Source organism: Sphingomonas sp. (assembly GCF_031380695.1).
Lineage (GTDB): Bacteria > Pseudomonadota > Alphaproteobacteria > Sphingomonadales > Sphingomonadaceae > Sphingomicrobium.
The window spans coordinates 1-16,055 of record NZ_JANMWY010000098.1; the positions used below are offsets into that span (position 1 = coordinate 1).

At 65.2% G+C, this 16,055-nt stretch carries 21 protein-coding genes and 1 tRNA gene; 8 read left to right on the top strand and 14 right to left on the bottom strand.

Translation table 11 applies throughout. The features are described from left to right. Window positions 1-70: 70 nt before the first annotated feature. Both RMN84_RS03645 and RMN84_RS03650 read right to left on the bottom strand, forming a co-directional pair. Complete coding sequence (locus RMN84_RS03645) at window positions 71-814, bottom strand: queuosine precursor transporter (protein WP_309610848.1); 744 nt, start codon at window positions 812-814, stop codon at window positions 71-73. Window positions 815-846: 32 nt separating this feature from the next. Beyond that, the gene (locus tag RMN84_RS03650) at window positions 847-1,548 is read right to left on the bottom strand and encodes a PilZ domain-containing protein (RefSeq protein ID WP_309610849.1); all 702 of its coding nucleotides are present in this window, start codon (window positions 1,546-1,548) and stop codon (window positions 847-849) included. 123 nt (window positions 1,549-1,671) lie between these two features. Here RMN84_RS03650 and RMN84_RS03655 point away from each other — a divergent pair, with 123 nt between their 5' ends. Both RMN84_RS03655 and RMN84_RS03660 read left to right on the top strand, forming a co-directional pair. Next, window positions 1,672-2,067 carry a response regulator gene (locus tag RMN84_RS03655; protein ID WP_309610850.1) on the top strand — a complete coding sequence of 132 codons (396 nt, stop codon included), beginning with the start codon at window positions 1,672-1,674 and terminating at the stop codon, window positions 2,065-2,067. Then, entirely contained in the window at window positions 2,064-2,897 is an 834-nt protein-coding gene (locus RMN84_RS03660) for an EAL domain-containing protein (protein WP_309610851.1), read from the top strand. The genes RMN84_RS03655 and RMN84_RS03660 overlap by 4 nt, the downstream gene beginning before the upstream one ends. On the opposite strand, the gene RMN84_RS03665 is transcribed toward RMN84_RS03660, so the two are convergent. The 8 genes from RMN84_RS03665 to RMN84_RS03700 all read right to left on the bottom strand — a co-directional run bounded on the left by RMN84_RS03665 (window position 2,857) and on the right by RMN84_RS03700 (window position 8,017). Beyond that, window positions 2,857-4,023 (bottom strand): aminotransferase, encoded by a 1,167-nt coding sequence (locus tag RMN84_RS03665; RefSeq protein ID WP_309610852.1) that lies wholly within the window; start codon window positions 4,021-4,023, stop codon window positions 2,857-2,859. The two genes, RMN84_RS03660 and RMN84_RS03665, sit on opposite strands and share 41 nt — an antisense overlap. Window positions 4,024-4,039: 16 nt before the next feature. Continuing rightward, window positions 4,040-4,114 (bottom strand) — tRNA-Gln (locus tag RMN84_RS03670). Between the two features lie 72 nt (window positions 4,115-4,186). Next, a complete protein-coding gene (locus tag RMN84_RS03675) occupies window positions 4,187-5,077 on the bottom strand; it encodes a branched-chain amino acid aminotransferase (protein WP_309610853.1) in 891 nt (296 codons plus the stop codon). A gap of 49 nt (window positions 5,078-5,126) precedes the next feature. Beyond that, window positions 5,127-5,945, bottom strand: a complete 819-nt coding sequence (locus tag RMN84_RS03680) for a pyrroline-5-carboxylate reductase dimerization domain-containing protein (RefSeq protein WP_309610854.1) — start codon at window positions 5,943-5,945, stop codon at window positions 5,127-5,129. Between the two features lie 13 nt (window positions 5,946-5,958). Further along, the gene (locus tag RMN84_RS03685; protein ID WP_309610865.1) at window positions 5,959-6,462 is read right to left on the bottom strand and encodes a YbjN domain-containing protein; all 504 of its coding nucleotides are present in this window, start codon (window positions 6,460-6,462) and stop codon (window positions 5,959-5,961) included. After that, window positions 6,459-6,743 (bottom strand): accessory factor UbiK family protein, encoded by a 285-nt coding sequence (locus RMN84_RS03690; RefSeq protein ID WP_309610855.1) that lies wholly within the window; start codon window positions 6,741-6,743, stop codon window positions 6,459-6,461. The genes RMN84_RS03685 and RMN84_RS03690 overlap by 4 nt, the downstream gene beginning before the upstream one ends. Window positions 6,744-6,745: 2 nt before the next feature. After that, complete coding sequence (locus RMN84_RS03695; protein WP_309610856.1) at window positions 6,746-7,279, bottom strand: TspO/MBR family protein; 534 nt, start codon at window positions 7,277-7,279, stop codon at window positions 6,746-6,748. After that, complete coding sequence (locus tag RMN84_RS03700; RefSeq protein WP_309610866.1) at window positions 7,280-8,017, bottom strand: TlyA family RNA methyltransferase; 738 nt, start codon at window positions 8,015-8,017, stop codon at window positions 7,280-7,282. A 39-nt stretch (window positions 8,018-8,056) separates the two neighbouring features. On the opposite strand from RMN84_RS03700, the gene RMN84_RS03705 reads away from it, so the two are divergent. Together RMN84_RS03705 and RMN84_RS03710 are read left to right on the top strand one after the other, a co-directional pair. After that, window positions 8,057-8,284, top strand: a complete 228-nt coding sequence (locus RMN84_RS03705) for an antitoxin MazE-like protein (protein ID WP_309610857.1) — start codon at window positions 8,057-8,059, stop codon at window positions 8,282-8,284. Next, the gene (locus RMN84_RS03710; RefSeq protein ID WP_309610858.1) at window positions 8,281-8,610 is read left to right on the top strand and encodes a type II toxin-antitoxin system PemK/MazF family toxin; all 330 of its coding nucleotides are present in this window, start codon (window positions 8,281-8,283) and stop codon (window positions 8,608-8,610) included. The genes RMN84_RS03705 and RMN84_RS03710 overlap by 4 nt, the downstream gene beginning before the upstream one ends. Here the strand turns inward: RMN84_RS03710 and dxs are convergent. From dxs to RMN84_RS03725, 3 genes are read right to left on the bottom strand one after another with little or no spacing between them, the layout of a single operon-like run. Next, window positions 8,607-10,541, bottom strand: a complete 1,935-nt coding sequence (gene dxs / locus RMN84_RS03715; RefSeq protein WP_309610859.1) for a 1-deoxy-D-xylulose-5-phosphate synthase — start codon at window positions 10,539-10,541, stop codon at window positions 8,607-8,609. The genes RMN84_RS03710 and dxs overlap by 4 nt on opposite strands. Before the next feature lie 38 nt (window positions 10,542-10,579). Then, entirely contained in the window at window positions 10,580-11,038 is a 459-nt protein-coding gene (locus tag RMN84_RS03720) for a transcriptional repressor (RefSeq protein ID WP_309610867.1), read from the bottom strand. Between the two features lie 42 nt (window positions 11,039-11,080). Then, window positions 11,081-11,464, bottom strand: a complete 384-nt coding sequence (locus RMN84_RS03725) for a MerC domain-containing protein (RefSeq protein WP_309610860.1) — start codon at window positions 11,462-11,464, stop codon at window positions 11,081-11,083. Window positions 11,465-11,556: 92 nt separating this feature from the next. Here RMN84_RS03725 and RMN84_RS03730 point away from each other — a divergent pair, with 92 nt between their 5' ends. The 4 genes from RMN84_RS03730 to rpsI all read left to right on the top strand — a co-directional run bounded on the left by RMN84_RS03730 (window position 11,557) and on the right by rpsI (window position 14,695). Further along, window positions 11,557-12,627 (top strand): COX15/CtaA family protein, encoded by a 1,071-nt coding sequence (locus RMN84_RS03730; RefSeq protein ID WP_405051431.1) that lies wholly within the window; start codon window positions 11,557-11,559, stop codon window positions 12,625-12,627. Next, window positions 12,624-13,511 carry a glutathione-dependent disulfide-bond oxidoreductase gene (gene yghU, locus RMN84_RS03735; protein ID WP_309610861.1) on the top strand — a complete coding sequence of 296 codons (888 nt, stop codon included), beginning with the start codon at window positions 12,624-12,626 and terminating at the stop codon, window positions 13,509-13,511. The genes RMN84_RS03730 and yghU overlap by 4 nt, the downstream gene beginning before the upstream one ends. A 123-nt stretch (window positions 13,512-13,634) precedes the next feature. After that, a complete protein-coding gene (rplM, locus tag RMN84_RS03740) occupies window positions 13,635-14,114 on the top strand; it encodes a 50S ribosomal protein L13 (RefSeq protein ID WP_309610862.1) in 480 nt (159 codons plus the stop codon). Beyond that, the gene (rpsI, locus tag RMN84_RS03745) at window positions 14,114-14,695 is read left to right on the top strand and encodes a 30S ribosomal protein S9 (protein WP_309610863.1); all 582 of its coding nucleotides are present in this window, start codon (window positions 14,114-14,116) and stop codon (window positions 14,693-14,695) included. Before rplM ends, rpsI begins: the two co-directional genes overlap by 1 nt. A gap of 67 nt (window positions 14,696-14,762) precedes the next feature. On the opposite strand, the gene RMN84_RS03750 is transcribed toward rpsI, so the two are convergent. Next, the coding region (locus tag RMN84_RS03750; protein WP_309610864.1) for a DHA2 family efflux MFS transporter permease subunit at window positions 14,763-16,055 on the bottom strand (1,293 nt) is incomplete at its 5' end.

Here is a 16,055-nt window from a genome sequence, read left to right on the forward strand (position 1 = left end):
GCCAGGATTGCGGTTTCGTCAGCCATCATCATGTCCTTCCAGTCTGTTGGACAGGATGTAGGAACGACAATCAGGTGCGCAAGGCGAACGGCGTCAGAGCGGTTGCCGTATCATACACGTCGAGGCCTTCCTTGCGCTTGAGCCAGCCGACGACGAGGTAGGTGACCGGCGTCAGCAACACTTCCCAGCTGACCTTCAGCACGAACTGCGTCGCCATGATCTTGACCAGCGTATCGGCCGGCCAGCCGGCCACGCCCCAAAAGGCGAGCGGGTAGAAAATCAGGCTGTCGAGCCCCTCGCCAACAATCGTGCTGCCGATCGTCCGCGTCCACAGCATCCGCCCCTGCGTCCACACCTTCATCCGGGCGAGCACGACCGAATTGGCAAACTCCCCGACCCAGAAAGCGGCGATCGAGGCAAACACGATGCGCGGCACCTGGCCGAATACCTGCTCATAGGCCGCCTGCCCGGTCCAGCCGGCGTCGGGCGGCAGCGCGACGACGATCAGGCTCATCGCGACCATGAACAGCATCGCCACGAACCCCGCCCAGATGCAGCGGCGCGCCCGGGCATAGCCATAGACTTCGGTCAGCACGTCGCCGAGCACATAGGACAGCGGGAAGAAGAGGATGCCCGCGCCGAACGGCCACGGCCCGACGAAGGGCAGGTCGATCACCGCCCGCTTTCCCGCGCCGATGACGTTGGACAGCAGCAGGATGACGACGAACGCGACCATGACGAAGTCGAACAGCTTCATCGGCCGACCGGCGACCTCGCTCGCGTCGACCGCGCGAATCTGTTGATCGTCGTCCATTCTGGTCCCCGTGAGTGGGGGATAGCGCGGCGTTACTTGCGGGGAAAGCTTGCCTTGAGACTGGCCATTTCGAGCCGCTTGCCGACCCATTCCGACAATTCCTCGAAGCTCAACGGCTCGTCGAACACGATGCCGGCCTTGCGGTCGGAGAACCAGCGGACCTCGCCCTTGATCGGGCGCAGGCTCTCGACCACCACGACGACCGGCTTGCCGAGGCAATATTCCTCGATCGGCTCGACCTTCATTCCGCCCAGCGACATGTCGTGGACGGCGACGGTGTAATAGGTCTTGCCGATGCGCAGGCTGGCCTTGCAGCCGACTTCGAGCCGCGGCGGACGGGCACGGAACCCATGGCGCGCCTTGCGCCCGGCAAGCAGCTCGCCGAGGTCGACATTCTCGTCGAACTTGATTCCGCAGGTGCCATCGCGTGTCCACACGACCGTCGACCGCACCTTCTGCGTTCCGAATTCGAGCAAGACCACATCGCCGATATCGAGCGGCTGGCCATGTTCGGCGGCGATACCGCCAGCCGACATGTTGCGGATGCGGATCAGCTGCTCGCCGCGTTCCCCGATTAATTTGGCGACTCGCAGCAGTGCCGGCATGCGATCGTCGGTCCGCCGCTCGGTCGGGCGCGGGACTGCGGTCGTCAGCGTGAAGCTGGTGGAATCAAACGCGATTTCGTCCTGGCCGAGCGACCGGGCAGGTTTGCGATGAATGAGCGCGCCGAACATTCTGACCCCGCATCTATACTGAACCGAGACATTTACGCTCGCGCGAGTTAATAAGCCGTTGCGGCGGATACGCGCCCGTCCACCACGCCGCGTGTGTATTCGAAAGACAGAGAAGATTCCCGAATGACGACGGCCGCGCCGAAGCTATTGTTGATCGACGACGAGCCCGCGCTGGCCGCATTCCTCGCCGAAGCCGCCCGATTGTCAGGGTATGATCCCCAAATCGCCGCCGACGATGTCGCGTTCAAGGCGATGTTCCACGCCGATCGACCCCATATGGTCGCCATCGATCTTGGCATGCCCGGCATGGACGGGGTCGAACTGCTGCGGTTTCTCGCCGGGGAGGATTATCGGGCGCCGGTACTGATCATTAGCGGGTTCGACCGGCGTATACTCGAAAGCGCAACCCACCTGGGCGCGGCACTGGGGCTCAATATGATCGGGCCGCTCGAAAAGCCGACCCGGCTGGAGGAGCTCGAACGGCTGCTGCAAGACCTCCGCCCGACCCTGGTGCCATGATCGAAACGGGCGATATCGGGCTGCTCGACGGGTTCGAGCGCGCGCTCCTCAACGACCGGCTGCGCCTCGCCTACCAGCCCAAGATCAGCCTCGAGGACGGCTCGCTGAAGCGCGTCGAGGCGCTGGTGCGGTGGGATGACGCAGCGCTTGGCTCGGTCGCGCCGTCGCGGTTCGTCCCGCTGGCCGAAAAATACGGACTGATCGACCAGCTCACGCAATGGGGATTGAGCACCGCCCTGCAGCAATGGTGCAAGTGGCGTGACGAGGAATTCGAATTCGATCTTGCCTTCAACATTAGCGCGCTCAGTCTCGAGAAGCTCGACTTTCCCGACCTGGTCGAGCGCATGTGTCGCGAGCATGGCGTGCCAACCGAACGACTGGTGCTCGAGCTGACCGAGAGCGCCACCCAGCCGCTGATCAACCTGATGGACACGCTGACCCGTTTCCGGATCAAGGGCATCGGCCTGGCCATCGACGATTTCGGGACCGGCTATTCGACGCTGATGCAGCTCCGCCAGCTGCCGTTCACCGAGATGAAGATCGACCGCTTCTTTCTCACCGACATGATCAAGAGCGATGACAGCCGGCTGATCGTCAGGACGATGATCGATCTGGCCCATGGCCTGCGCCTGACCGTGACCGCCGAGGGCGTCGAGACCGCCGAGCAGCTATTGATGCTGCGCGAGATGGGCTGCGACGTGGCCCAGGGCTATCTCGTCTCGGCCGCGCTTGCCCCCGACACGCTGTCCCCGTGGTACGACGGCTGGCGCGAGCGCTGGCCTGGCCTGGTCAGCGCGACCCGGCCAGCGCGAAGCCGCGCGCGCAGCTGAGCGCGGCAACGCCGGCGTCGATCGTCGCGTCCTGCTTGGCGAAGCACAGCCGCACCAAGTGAAGCGGCGGGTCGAGCTCGCTGAACGGCGACAGCGGGATGACCGCGACCCCGGCCTGCTCGACCGCCACCACCGCGAACGCCTCGTCGTCGAGGGCGATGCCCGACGCGGCGAGGTCGACGCAGTGGAAATAGGTCGCCGCGCTCGGCAGCACGGCATAGCCCGCCGCCTCCAGCCCGGCACGCATCCGGTCACGAGCGCGGGCGAAGCGCAGCCGCATCGGCGCCAGCCACGCGTCGCCGTCCTTAAGTCCCTGGGCAACCGCGACCTGTAGGTTCGGCGCGGACGCAAAGGTCAGGAACTGGTGCGCGCGCGCCGCGATATCGACCAGCGCGGGCGGGGCCACCAACCAGCCGATCTTCCATCCGGTGAGCGAGAAAATCTTTCCCGCCGAGCCGCACTTGATCGTCCGCTCCGCCATCCCCGGTAGGGTTGCGAACGGCGTGAACGCTTGTCCGTCGAGCAGGATATGCTCCCACACTTCGTCGCTGATGACGATCAGATTATGCGTCGCCGCCACCGCCGCGACCGCCTCGAGCTCGACCCGGTCGAACAGGCGGCCGGTCGGATTGTGCGGATTGTTGAGCAGGATGACACGCGTCCGGGGCGAGACCGCCGCCTGGATCGCCGCGCGCGAAATTCGCCACTCGGGCGGCTTCAGCGCAAGCTCGCGAACCACCCCGCCGGCCCGCCGGATCAGCGGCACATAGGCATCATAGGCCGGCGTCATGATGATCGCCTCGTCGCCCGGCGAAATCGTCGCGAGGATCGCGGCAGCCAACGCCTCGGTTGCCCCGCTCGTCACGCAGACATGGTCGGGGGTCAGCGCCTGCGCGAAATGCCGCCGATAGTGGTCGGCTACCGCTGCCCTAAGCACCGGCAGCCCGCGCGACGGCGCGTATTGATTGGACCCGCCCAGCACCGCCGCCGCCGCCGCCTCGAGAATCTCGGGCGGCCAGCCGAAATCGGGAAACCCCTGGCCCAGGTTGATCGCGCCCCGCGCCGTCGCGGCCAGCGACATCCGCTCGAACACCGACGTCATCATGCTTTCATAGAGCGGGTTCATCGGTTCCCCTGCACGCTGGCTGGGGCGGCAGGATTCGAACCTGCGAATGCCGGCATCAAAAGCCGGTGCCTTACCACTTGGCGACGCCCCATCAGCGCGCGGGCTTTAGGCGGGCGCGGCAGATGTGAAAAGGGGCAAGCGCGGCGACACGCCCATAATCGCTTCAATTGTTGGGCGTGCGCCCGTTGACCAGATCGTCGTAATCGGCCGCAAGCTGCCGGGACAGGTCGCCGACTTCGAAGTTCCACGGTCCGGCCGATGCCACTGAGGTGAGTTCCGCCGCCGAACCGGTGAGGAACATTTGCTGGAAGTCCGCCAACTCCTCGGGCCAGATCGTGCGCTCGATCACTTCGACCCCGCGCCGCCGCGCCAGGTCGATTACCGTCCGCCGCGTGATCCCGTCGAGGAAGCAGTCGGGGGTCGGCGTATGAATCACCCCGTCCTTGATGAAAAAGGCATTGGCCCCCGTCGCCTCGGCCACCTGCCCGCGCCAGTCGAACATCAGCGCGTCGTGATAGCCGCGATCCTCGGCGCGATGCTTGGACATGGTCGCGATCATGTACAGCCCCGACGCCTTCGACTGGGTCGGCGCAGTATAGGGCGCCGGCCGCCGCCACTCGGCAATGTCGAGCCGGATGCCCTTGGCGGCCAGCGTCGGGTCAAAATATTTGCCCCATTCCCACGTCGCGATGGCGAGATGCGGCTTGGTCTTCTGCGCCGAGACGCCCATCTGCTCCGACCCGCGCCAGGCGATCGGGCGAAGGTAAGCGTCGGTCAGGCCATTGGCCGTGAGCACTTCGTTGCACGCCGCGCTGATCTGCTCCACGCTCCACGGCAGGGTGTAGCCGAGGATTTCCGCGCTGTTGCGCAGCCGCCGGCTATGTTCGTCGAGCTTGAAGATGGTGCCACCATAGGCGCGCTGGCCTTCGAAGACCGCCGACGCGTAATGGAGCGCGTGGGTCAGCACATGGACGTTGGCCTCGCGCCACGGCACCATCTTGCCGTCGAACCAGATCCAGCCATCGCGATCGTCGAACGTGCGCTCATCAGCCATCGTCTTCCCTTTTTGCTGCGAGCGCGAATAGGCGAGCAGTCGCGCGGGATCAACCGTTGCGCGATGCCGCCGCCAGTTCCTCGCCGCGCGCGATCGCCGCATCCAGCGTCCGCCCGATCAGGCTCGGCAGCTCCGCGTCGAGCACGGCCAGCCCGGCCAGCGTCGTACCCCTGGGTGAGGCGACGCGGCGGACGAGATCATCCATCGGTCCACGATTGGCCGCCGCTAGCCAGCCGGTCCCGAGTACCGTCTCCAACGCCAACGTCTGTGCAAGCCCCGAATCGAGCCCCCGCTCCGCCGCAGCATTCGCCAGCGCGTCGATTAACCGCGCGACATAGGCCGGTCCGGACCCCGCCATCGCGCCGATCGCCGACAGATGCGCCTGGGTCGGCGACCACACCGCGACGCCGAGATAGGTCATCAGGTTGGACAGGAGCTGGCCATCCGCTTCGCCCGCATCCTCGGTGTACAGCGCGGTCACCCCGCGCCGCACCGCGACCGGCAAATTGGGCATGGCGCGGACGATCGAGCGGGCGCGCGGAAAGCGCTGGCGCAAGGTCGCGATCGGCGTCCCCGCCAACAACGAGACGATCACGGTCTGTTCGGTCATCATCGGCGCTAGCCCGGGGGCAATGCTGTCGAGCATCTGCGGCTTGAACCCAAGCACGGCCATGCGCGGCAATGGTCCCGCCTCGGCGACGCTAGTGACGGTGCGCTGGACCCCGGCGGTCGCTGCCCCGCTTGGCCGGATCGCGATGACATTGCCCAGGTCGACCCCGGCCGACTGCCACCCGGCGAGCATCGCGCCGACCATGTTGCCGGCGCCGACCAGCCAGGTCGGCGTCGGGAAGCGCGCCAGGTCGCTCATGCCCAACGCCCCATCACGCTTCCCCAGCCGTGTCGATCAGCGCGGCGGCGATCGCCTCGCTCGGGGTCTTTCCACCCCACAGCACGAACTGGAACACCGGATAGAAGCGCTCGCACTCCTCGATTGCCGCTTCGGCCATGGCTTCGGCCTGCTCGAACGTCAGCCCGTCGCTCTCGCCGAGCAGCGCCGCGTGGCGGAACACGACCAGCCCCGATCCGGACCACAGCTCGAAATGGCCGAGCCACAATTGCTCGTTGATCAGGCCGAGCGTTTCATAAACGGCGGCGCGCTTGTCCGCCCCGACCTTGATGTCGGGAAAGGCCAGAAATTGAAGCACCTGGTCGTCCGGTCGCCACACGCCGCGCAGCTCATATTGCGCCCAGCTGCCGGTCGCCGACGCGACGATCTCGCCGTCGCCGGTCCGCTCGCACGCCCAGCCGCGGGCTTCGAAATATTGCTCGAGCACTTCGATCGGCGCGCCATCGTCGCGCTCGTCGCCATCTGGTTCGTCGGTCAGATGGAGGCTCCGGGCTTGCTCTTCGGGGCGGACTTGGGCTTCGCAGCCGCTTCCAACGCGGCGATGCGCGCCTCGAGCGCGGCATTCTGCTCGCGCGCAGCGGACGCCATTGCCTTGACCGCTTCGAACTCGTCGCGCGACACGAAATCATTGCCACCCATGAATTCGCGCATCTTCTCGCGCATCGAGCTTTCCGCCTCGCGGCCCATGCCGGCGAAGGTCCCCGCCGCGCCGTTCACCATCTTGACGAAATCTTCGAACAAGCGGTTTTCACTCTGCATTTCTATGCTCCCGTGATCCCGAGCGGATGCGAATCCGCGCCGGGGTTAAGGCGGCCCGTCTCGAAATTGAGCGCGGTCGCCAGGCACAACCATGCCAGATAGGGAAGCAACAGCGCTCCCGCCAGTGGGCGCACGCGCCACAAGGCCGCGATCGTCGCGACCAGCAGCACGGTCGTCACAATGATCAGCACGAGGGCGGCGTCGATCGCGTGCATCGCGAAGAAGTTCGGCGACCAGCACAAGTTGAGCAACAGCTGCAGCCCGAACAGCGCCAGGCCACGGCGGCGCGCGGGCGATGGCGGCGCATCCAGCACCACCGCCAGGGCAATTCCCATCATCGTGTAAAGCGTCGTCCACACCATACCGAACGCCCAGCCCGGCGGCTGGAAGCTCGGCTGGGCGAGCGCGGCATACCAGCTGTTGGTGAAGCCGCTGTTCGACAGGGCACCGCTCGCAAACCCGACGATCACGATTGCCGGGACGGTGACCGCTGCTTTCGTCCAGATCCCGCGATCATCGCGCGCCACCGTCGCCATTCAAGCCTCCTTGGTCGCGCCGAGCAGGAACTCGACATTGCCTTCCGGCCCGGTAATCGGACTGGCTTCGATGCCATGCACAGTCCAGCCCTGCGACGCTACCCACGCTATGGCCTCCTCGCACACCCGCTGGTGGATCAGCGGATCGCGGACGACGCCGCCCTTGCCGACTTCGCCGCGCCCGGCTTCGAACTGCGGCTTGACCAGCGCGACGAGGTGCGCGCCGGGTTTCGCGAGGGCGAGCGCGGGGCCGAGCACCTTGGCGAGGCTGATGAAACTCGCGTCGCACACGACGATGTCGATCGGGTCGGGGATGAGATCGCGGGTCAGCAGCTTGGCATTGGTCTGTTCGTGCACGACCACGCATGGGTCCTGGCGCAGTTTCCACGCCAATTGGTTGGTGCCGACGTCGATCGCGTAAACCTTCGCCGCGCCGCGCGACAGCAGGACATCGGTAAACCCGCCGGTCGACGAACCGACATCGAGCCCGATCGAGCCGGTCACGTCCAAGCCGAAATGGCTCAGCCCATGATCGAGCTTGACCCCGCCGCGCGACACCCACGGATGATCGCGCCCCTTGACGGTCAGCACCGCGTCCTCGGCCAGCAGGTCGCCCGCCTTCGCCACCCGCCGGTCGCCGACGAACACATTCCCCGCCAAAATCAACGCCTGCCCCCGCGTCCGGCTCTCTGCGAGACCTTGCGATACGAGCAGCTGATCGGCGCGGGTTTTAGCCATTTTCATTGACTTCCATCGGTAGCGCGCTACCTTTGCATCATGACGGAAGCAAGCCCCGAGCGGCAGGACAAGTTCCGCGCCTATCGCGCGAAGAAGAAGGCGCAGGGCCTACGCGAAGTGCGGGTGTGGGTGCCGGACACGAGAACGCCGGGATTCCAGGAGGCGATCGATCGCGCTTGTCGGGCGATCAATGCCTCCGAAGACAGCCGCCGTGTCCAAAGAGAGATCGACGCGATGACGGCCGAACTTTGGGCGGATATGGATTGAATCGCGGCGAACTATTCTCAGCTGTTTTGGCAAGAGAGTTCGGCAAGCCTCGTCCGGTCGTGATCGTTCAAAACGATTTGGCGCGCGTGTCGCAGACCATAATCGTTTGTCCGTTGACAAGTAACTTGATCGACGCCGCTGCGCCATTTCGCGTTCGTATCGTGCAAACATCCGAAAATGGCCTGATGCAAAATTCCGACGTCATGTGTGACAAAATCACAGCCGCTGACGCAAGCCGCATCGGAGAACGGATTGGATCTTTGACGAGAGAACAGATGCAGCAAGTTGCCGAACGGCTGATCGTCAGTCTGGCACTGGCCGATTAGGCGCTAACGCCCTCCGCGACCTCGACCCCCACGCTATTCCGCCGCAGCGCCTTCAGTACCGTCTCGACGATATGCGGCGCATTCAGGCCGGCGGTATCATATTGTTTCATCGGATTATCCTGATCCTGAAACACATCCGGCAGCCGCATCGTGCGCAACTTCAGGCCCGCGTCGATCAGCCCCTCGTCGCTGGCCAGCGTCAGGACGTGCGCGCCGAAGCCGCCGACCGCGGCCTCCTCGACCGTCACCGCGACCTCGTGAGTCGTCAGCAGTCGCCGGATCAGCTCCTCGTCGAGCGGCTTGGCGAAGCGCAGGTCGGCGACCGTCGTTGAAAGCCCCATCGTCTCAAGCTGCTCGGCGGCCTTTTCAGCCTCCTCCAACCGCGTCCCGAGCGACAGGATCGCGACGCTCTTGCCCTCGCGAACCACCCGCCCCTTGCCGATCTCGAGCAGCTCCGGCACCTCGGGCAACGCCACGCCGCGCCCCTCGCCGCGCGGATAACGCACCGCGCTCGGCCCGCTATCGTGCAGCGCCATCGTGTGGACCATATGGGCGAGTTCCGCCTCGTCCGCCGCCGCCATCACCACCATGTTCGGCAAGGTGCATAGATAGGCCAGATCGAACGCCCCGGCATGTGTGCAACCATCCGCGCCAACCAGTCCCGCCCGGTCGATCGCGAACCGCACCGGCAAATTCTGGATCGCGACGTCATGGACCAGCTGGTCGTACGCCCGCTGCAAAAACGTCGAGTAAATCGCGCAGAACGGGCGATAGCCCTGCGCAGCCAATCCGGCCGCAAAGGTCACCGCATGCTGTTCGGCGATGCCGACGTCGAACGTCCGCTCGGGGAACTCGGCCTGGAACTTGTCGAGGCCGGTGCCCGACGGCATCGCCGCCGTGATCGCCACGATCTTGTCGTCGCGCCGGGCTTCGTCCGTCAGCGCCTTGGCGAACACTGCCGTGTAGCTCGGCGGCCCGCCGCCCGGGCCCTTGTCCTGCCTGCCAGAGACGACGTCGAACTTGACCACGCCGTGATATTTGTCGGCGGCATCCTCCGCCGGGGCATAGCCCTTGCCTTTCCGGGTCACGACATGAACCAGCATTGGTCCTTCGTCGGTGTCGCGGACATTCTCGAGGATCTCGACCAGCCCCTTGACGTCGTGGCCGTCCACCGGCCCGACATAATAAAAGCCCAATTCTTCAAACAGGGTCCCGCCGGTCGCCATGCCGCGGGCGAATTCCTCGGCCTTGCGCGCGGCAGATTCGACCGGCTTCGGCATGCGACGAAACACCCTCCGGGCAAAATCGCGCACCGTCAGATATGTCCCCGACGACACCAGTCGCGCAAGGTGGTGCGACAGGCTGCCCACCGGCGGCGCGATCGACATGTCATTGTCGTTGAGAATGACGATCAAGCGGTTGCCGGCCGCCTGGGCGTTGTTCATCGCCTCATAGGCCATGCCCGCGCTCATCGCCCCGTCGCCGATCACCGCGATCGCGCGGCCCGGTTGCCCGGCCAGCTTGTTGGCGACCGCAAAGCCGATCGCCGCCGAAATGGAGGTCGACGAATGCGCCGCGCCGAACGGGTCGTACTCGCTCTCGGACCGCTTGGTGAAGCCGCTCAGCCCGCCCGGCTGGCGCAATGTGCGAATACGCTGGCGCCGCCCGGTGACGATCTTGTGCGGATAGGCCTGGTGGCCGACGTCCCAGATCAGCGTATCGCGCGGCGTATCGAACACATGATGAAGCGCGACCGTCAGTTCGACCACGCCCAGCCCTGCGCCGAGATGCCCGCCGGTCACCGACACGGCGGAAATCATCTCTTGACGAAGTTCGTCGGAGAGTTGTGCAAGCTCGCTCTTCGGCAGCGCGCGAATATCAGCCGGCGATTGGATGGTGTCGAGCAGCGGGGTTTGGGGGCGGTCAGACATTCGTTCACTCTAACCGTTCTGCACGTTGAGGAATAGCCTCAGCCGCAGGTGCCACATTTGCCGCGCACTTCGACGATCGGCCGCGTCGGAGCGAAGCCGGCGCTGGTGGCCGCCTCGCGCACTCCGCTGGTGATGCGGTCGTCGTCGATATGGGTGATCTGCCCGCAATCGTCGCAGATCAGGAAGATGCAGTCATGAAGGCATCCGGGATGGGCATTGGCGACATAGGCGTTGGCGCTTTCGACCCGCATCGCCAGGTTCGATGCCACGAACAGGTCGAGGATTCGATACACGCTGTTGGCGGCGACGCGGCGGCCCTGCGACGTCGATACCGCCTCGGCGATGTCATAGGCCGACGCCGGCTTGTCGAACCCGGCCAGCGCGTCGAACACCGCCGCCCGCATTCCGGTCCACTGCTCGCCGTTGGTCGTCAGCCGCTCGCGCGCCGCCGCCGTGAGCGATTCGCCCTCGTGAAGATGATGATCGTGCCGGCCCATGCGGGGGGAGATAAGCCTCCGCACGCGCGGCGGCAAGAAGCGCTACTCGGCGGCGATCCCGTTGAGGCGATGCCCGAGCGCGAGGATGAGCACGCCGGTCATGGTGTAAAGCGCCTCGGCCCCGCCATGATCCATCGTCAGCGCGCCGGACATCACGCCCAGGCCCAGCCCGCCGACCGCGCTCGGCATCATGAAGCCGTGCTCGATGACCCCGCGTCCCAGAGCGACGGCACCGATGATCATCGCGATGGTCAGGCCGACCTCGTGGATCAGCGGTGAGCCGAGCACGCTGCCAGCCGATGCGACGATCGCCACCAGCACCGTCGTTGCGACGCAATGCACCAGGCATAACCCCGACATGGTGATGGCGAACCGGTCCAGCCGATGAGTCGGTTGCGGGGCAGCGAGCGAGATCATGCTGGTCATGATATAGCGATACATATGGTGCGATACAATATCACATCGCAACGATGGCCAACGCTTGTCTCGCCCCCTCGGTAAAGGCATAGGCCGCGCCGATGGCTACCGCCCTTCCCGCCGTGATGAGTCGTGCCGCAGCCGCGCAGGCCCGCCCGTCCGTGATCGCCCGCTGGCTGATCGCCATCGCCGCGCTGGTGTTCGCGATGATCGTCGTCGGCGGGATTACCCGGCTGACCGAGAGCGGGCTGTCGATTACCGAGTGGAAGCCGGTCAGCGGCACACTTCCCCCACTCAGCCAGGCCGACTGGACCGCCGAGTTCGACCGCTATCAGGCGACGCCGCAATATCAGCAGGTCAGCGGCCCGGCGGGCATGACGCTCGGTGACTTTCAGTTCATCTATTTGTGGGAGTGGGTGCATCGCCTGATCGGCCGCCTGATCGGTGTCGCCTTCGCGCTTCCCCTGTTATGGTTCGCGGCGCGGCGAGCGATTCCGCGCGGCTATGGCTGGCGGCTGGCGGCGCTGTTCGCGCTCGGCGGGTTCCAAGGCGCGCTCGGCTGGTACATGGTTCAGTCGGGGCTGGTGAACCGCACCGAGGTCAGCCACTTCCGCCTCTCCGCCCATTTGTTGAGTGCTTTGTTGATCTTCAGCGGCTGCATCTGGACCGCGCTCGATCTTCGCTTTCTTGCGCACACGGGCGAGGATCGCCCTGCCCGCCTCACCGGCTTCGCCATCGCGGCACTCGCAGCGCTCGGCATCCAACTGCTGCTCGGCGCCTGGGTCGCTGGGCTTCGCGCCGGGCAAGTCGCGAATACATGGCCGCTGATGAACGACCGCTTCCTGCCCAACGGCATCGACTGGTCGAACGGCGCGTTGTTCGCCGTCACCCATGATCCCTTTCTGATCCATTTCCTTCATCGCTGGTGGGCGTGGTTCGTCGTCGGCCTGCTCGTCCTGTTTGCGCGACGCGTGAAGGCCGCCGGCGGCAAGCGCGCCTCGACCGCAATCCATGCCACGTTCGGCACCCAGATTCTGCTCGGCATCGCCACCGTCATGACCGGGGTCGCGCTGGCGCTTGCCGTTGCGCACCAGGCGGTCGGCGCGCTCCTTCTCGCCGCGACGGTGTGGGGCGCTCATGTCGTCGGCGGCAGGATGGTGCAGCACCGATGACCGATCCGACCTACACCCCGCCTGCGGTGTGGACCTGGGACAGCGAGAATGGCGGCGCCTTCGCCAACATCAACCGGCCGATCGCCGGCGCGACCCACGACGCGGTGCTGCCGGTCGGCAAGCACCCGTTCCAGTTTTACTCGCTGGCGACGCCCAACGGGGTCAAGGTCACCATCCTGTTCGAAGAACTGCTCGCGGCCGGCCATGTCGGCGCCGAATATGACGCCTGGCTGATCGATATTCGCCAAGGGGATCAATTCGGTAGCGGCTTCGTAGCGGTCAATCCAAACTCGAAGATTCCCGCGCTGGTCGACCGCAGCGGACCCGAACCGATCCGCCTGTTCGAATCCGGTGCCATGCTGATTCACCTCGCCGAGAAGTTCGGCGCCTTTATGCCCAGCGGCGCGGGGCGGGCGGAAACCCTGTCATGGCTGATGTGGCAGATGGGCAGCGCGCCGTTCCTCGGCGGCGGTTTCGGCCATTTTTTCGCTTATGCCCCGGCGAAGTTCGAATATGCGATCAACCGCTTCACCATGGAGGCCAAGCGCCAGCTCGACGTACTCGACCGGCGGCTGGCGGAGAGCGAGCATATTGCCGGCCCCGACTACAGCATCGCCGACATGGCGATCTGGGCGTGGTACGGTCAGGTCGCGCTCGGCGAGGTCTATGTCTCTGCGGACTATGACGCCGCCACCTTCCTCGGCGTTAAGGATTATCGGCACCTTCAGCGCTGGGCGATTGCGATCGCCGGTCGACCCGCGGTCAGGCGCGGCACGATGGTCAATCGCGCCATGGGCGACCCGGCCCGGCAACTGCGCGAGCGGCACGACGCGAGCGATTTCGAGCTCCGTACGCAGGACAAATTAGAGCCTGTCGAAGCATAGGGTATTATTTTACCCGCCCCAAACTGCCCTGATTTGCTTGACTTTACGGGCCTCCGCCAGCATTAGCCCGCTCGACGGCGCACCCCTGGGTTGCGCCTTTACTCATTAGAGAGGTCGTTCGCCATGAAGGCGTTGATGAAGACCACGAAGTCGGCCAAGCCGCACGAGGTGGAGAAGAAATGGCATCTGATCGATGCCGAGGGACTGGTCGTCGGGCGTCTCGCCTCGATCGTCGCCAACATCCTGCGCGGGAAGCACAAACCGAGCTACACCCCGCACGTCGATTGCGGTGACCATGTCGTCATCGTCAACGCCGGCAAGGTGCGCTTCACCGGCCGCAAGTTGCAGCAGAAGACCTATTACAAGCACACCGGCTATGTCGGCGGGATCAAGGAAGTGACCGCCGCCAAGATCCTCGACGGCCGCTTCCCCGAGCGCGTGCTCGAAAAGGCAGTCGAGCGGATGATCCCGCGCGGTCCTCTGGGCCGTGACCAGATGCGCGCGCTTCATCTCTATAACGGCACCGAGCATCCGCACGACGGCCAGCAGCCGGCAACTCTCGACGTGGCGGGCATGAACCGCAAGAACAAGGTGGGCGCCTGATGTCCGATAATCGCCAGTCCCTCGCCGACCTCGCCGCGCTGACCGGCCAGGCCGCTCCCGAGGCTCCCACTCCGGCTCCGGCTCTCGCTGCCGCCGAAAGCGATGCCGCTCCGACCGAGGCCGAGGCCGAGGCTCCCGTCTCGACCCAGGGTCCGCAGATCCAGGCCATCCTGCGCGAGCAGGAGCTCGACAAATATGGTCGCGCCTACGCCACCGGCCGCCGCAAGGACGCCGTGGCTCGCGTCTGGCTGAAGCCGGGCTCGGGCAAGATCACGATCAACCTGCGTGATCAGGAAGTCTATTTCGCTCGCCCGACGCTTCGTCTCGTCATCAACCAGCCGTTCGGAATCACCGATCGCGCCGGCCAGTTCGACGTGATCGCAACGGTCAAGGGTGGCGGCCTGTCGGGTCAGGCCGGCGCGGTGCTTCACGGCATCGCTCAGGCACTGAGCCGCTACGAGCCGACGCTGCGCACCACGGTCAAGCGGGCCGGTTTCCTGACCTGCGACAGCCGCGTCGTCGAGCGCAAGAAATACGGCAAGGCCAAGGCCCGCAAGAGCTTCCAGTTCTCGAAGCGCTAAGCGTTTCGCAACATGCAAACCGAAAGGGCGGTCCGGATCATCTCCGGGTCGCCCTTTTCGTTTGGTCCTAGTCCATGTGGACCGGTGCTTCGTTGTTGGCACCGGATTTTTGCGGCCTCAGCAGCAGTACCAGCGGGATCGCGGCGAAGGTGACCCACATCATCAACTTGAAATCGTCGAGATAGGCGATGAAGGCGGCTTGGCGATTGACCTCGGCATCGACCATCGCGAGCGCGGACTGGGCAGTCAGCCCGATCTGCTCGATCATCGGCGACAGCATCGTCGGCGCATTCTGGTCGGTCAGATGAGCGCCGATATCGGCGTGCGAGACTTGTATGTTACGTGTCAGCTGGGCGGTGACGATCGAAATGCCAACCGACCCGCCGATGTTGCGCGATAGATTGAGCAAGCTCGCCGCCGCAGTCCGCAGCCGTGCTTCGAGCGTGGTGAAGGCCAGTGCCTGGATCGTCACGAACAGCATCCCGAGCCCAAGCCCCTGGACGATGCCGCTGACGACCACCGGCCGCGCGCCCTGGACCAGCGAAAAGCCGGTCATCATGTAAAGCGAGACGCCCATCAGCGCCATACCGAGCGCGACGAGGATCCTGAGGTCGACCTTTTGCGACAGGCGACCCACGGTCAGCATAGATATCAGCGTGCCGACCCCGCGCGGCATGGTCAGTTCGCCCGACTGAAGCACCGAATAACCATAGAGGCGTTGGAGCAGGGGCGGGAGCAGCGCGAGCCCGGCGAGGAGCAGCACGCCGGTGACCGCCATGAACAACATGCCGGTGGCGAAATTGCGGTCCTTGAACATGCCGCGTTCGAACAGCGGGTCGCGCGCGGTGATCGTATGGATGATGAACATCCAGAAGGCTGCGACGGTAAGGCCAAACTCGACAAGAATCTCGCTGCTCTCGAACCAATCGAGCTGCTGGCCGCGATCGAGCATCAGCTGCAGTGCGCCGAGCCCGAGGCCAATGAGGGCAAAGCCGAAAAGGTCGAACTTGCGCGGGTTGAGCTCGGTCCGGGGCATATAGCGAAGCAGCATCAGCATCGCGATCGCTCCGACCGGCAGGTTGACGAGGAACACCCAGCGCCAGTCGAAGCTGTCGGTCAGCCAGCCGCCGAGCAGCGGCCCGATGATCGGCCCGATCATGACCCCGCCGCCAAACAGCGCCATGGCCTGCGCGTGCTTCTCACGCGGATAGATGTCGAACAGCGTCGCCTGGCTGAGCGGAACGAGAAAGGCACCGCTGACCCCCTGGATCGCGCGAAAGGCGACCATTTCGGTCAAGGACTGGGCGATGGCGCAGAGGAAACTGGCGAAGGTGAAGCAGATCACGGCGATGACCAGCAG

Excerpts from the sequence above, each read along its gene's own strand:
- RMN84_RS03695 (WP_309610856.1), bottom strand. The coding sequence starts at position 7,279 with ATGGCGACGGTGGCGCGCGATGATCGCGGGATCTGGACGAAAGCAGCG.
- RMN84_RS03730 (WP_405051431.1), top strand. The coding sequence starts at position 11,557 with ATGGCTACCGCCCTTCCCGCCGTGATGAGTCGTGCCGCAGCCGCGCAG.
- RMN84_RS03725 (WP_309610860.1), bottom strand. The coding sequence starts at position 11,464 with ATGACCAGCATGATCTCGCTCGCTGCCCCGCAACCGACTCATCGGCTG.
- RMN84_RS03690 (WP_309610855.1), bottom strand. The coding sequence starts at position 6,743 with ATGCAGAGTGAAAACCGCTTGTTCGAAGATTTCGTCAAGATGGTGAAC.
- RMN84_RS03660 (WP_309610851.1), top strand. The coding sequence starts at position 2,064 with ATGATCGAAACGGGCGATATCGGGCTGCTCGACGGGTTCGAGCGCGCG.
- RMN84_RS03645 (WP_309610848.1), bottom strand. The coding sequence starts at position 814 with ATGGACGACGATCAACAGATTCGCGCGGTCGACGCGAGCGAGGTCGCC.
- RMN84_RS03680 (WP_309610854.1), bottom strand. The coding sequence starts at position 5,945 with ATGAGCGACCTGGCGCGCTTCCCGACGCCGACCTGGCTGGTCGGCGCC.
- dxs (WP_309610859.1), bottom strand. The coding sequence starts at position 10,541 with ATGTCTGACCGCCCCCAAACCCCGCTGCTCGACACCATCCAATCGCCG.
- RMN84_RS03720 (WP_309610867.1), bottom strand. The coding sequence starts at position 11,038 with ATGGGCCGGCACGATCATCATCTTCACGAGGGCGAATCGCTCACGGCG.
- RMN84_RS03665 (WP_309610852.1), bottom strand. The coding sequence starts at position 4,023 with ATGAACCCGCTCTATGAAAGCATGATGACGTCGGTGTTCGAGCGGATG.
- RMN84_RS03705 (WP_309610857.1), top strand. The coding sequence starts at position 8,057 with ATGACGGAAGCAAGCCCCGAGCGGCAGGACAAGTTCCGCGCCTATCGC.
- RMN84_RS03655 (WP_309610850.1), top strand. The coding sequence starts at position 1,672 with ATGACGACGGCCGCGCCGAAGCTATTGTTGATCGACGACGAGCCCGCG.
- RMN84_RS03650 (WP_309610849.1), bottom strand. The coding sequence starts at position 1,548 with ATGTTCGGCGCGCTCATTCATCGCAAACCTGCCCGGTCGCTCGGCCAG.
- rpsI (WP_309610863.1), top strand. The coding sequence starts at position 14,114 with ATGTCCGATAATCGCCAGTCCCTCGCCGACCTCGCCGCGCTGACCGGC.
- yghU (WP_309610861.1), top strand. The coding sequence starts at position 12,624 with ATGACCGATCCGACCTACACCCCGCCTGCGGTGTGGACCTGGGACAGC.
- rplM (WP_309610862.1), top strand. The coding sequence starts at position 13,635 with ATGAAGGCGTTGATGAAGACCACGAAGTCGGCCAAGCCGCACGAGGTG.
- RMN84_RS03675 (WP_309610853.1), bottom strand. The coding sequence starts at position 5,077 with ATGGCTGATGAGCGCACGTTCGACGATCGCGATGGCTGGATCTGGTTC.
- RMN84_RS03700 (WP_309610866.1), bottom strand. The coding sequence starts at position 8,017 with ATGGCTAAAACCCGCGCCGATCAGCTGCTCGTATCGCAAGGTCTCGCA.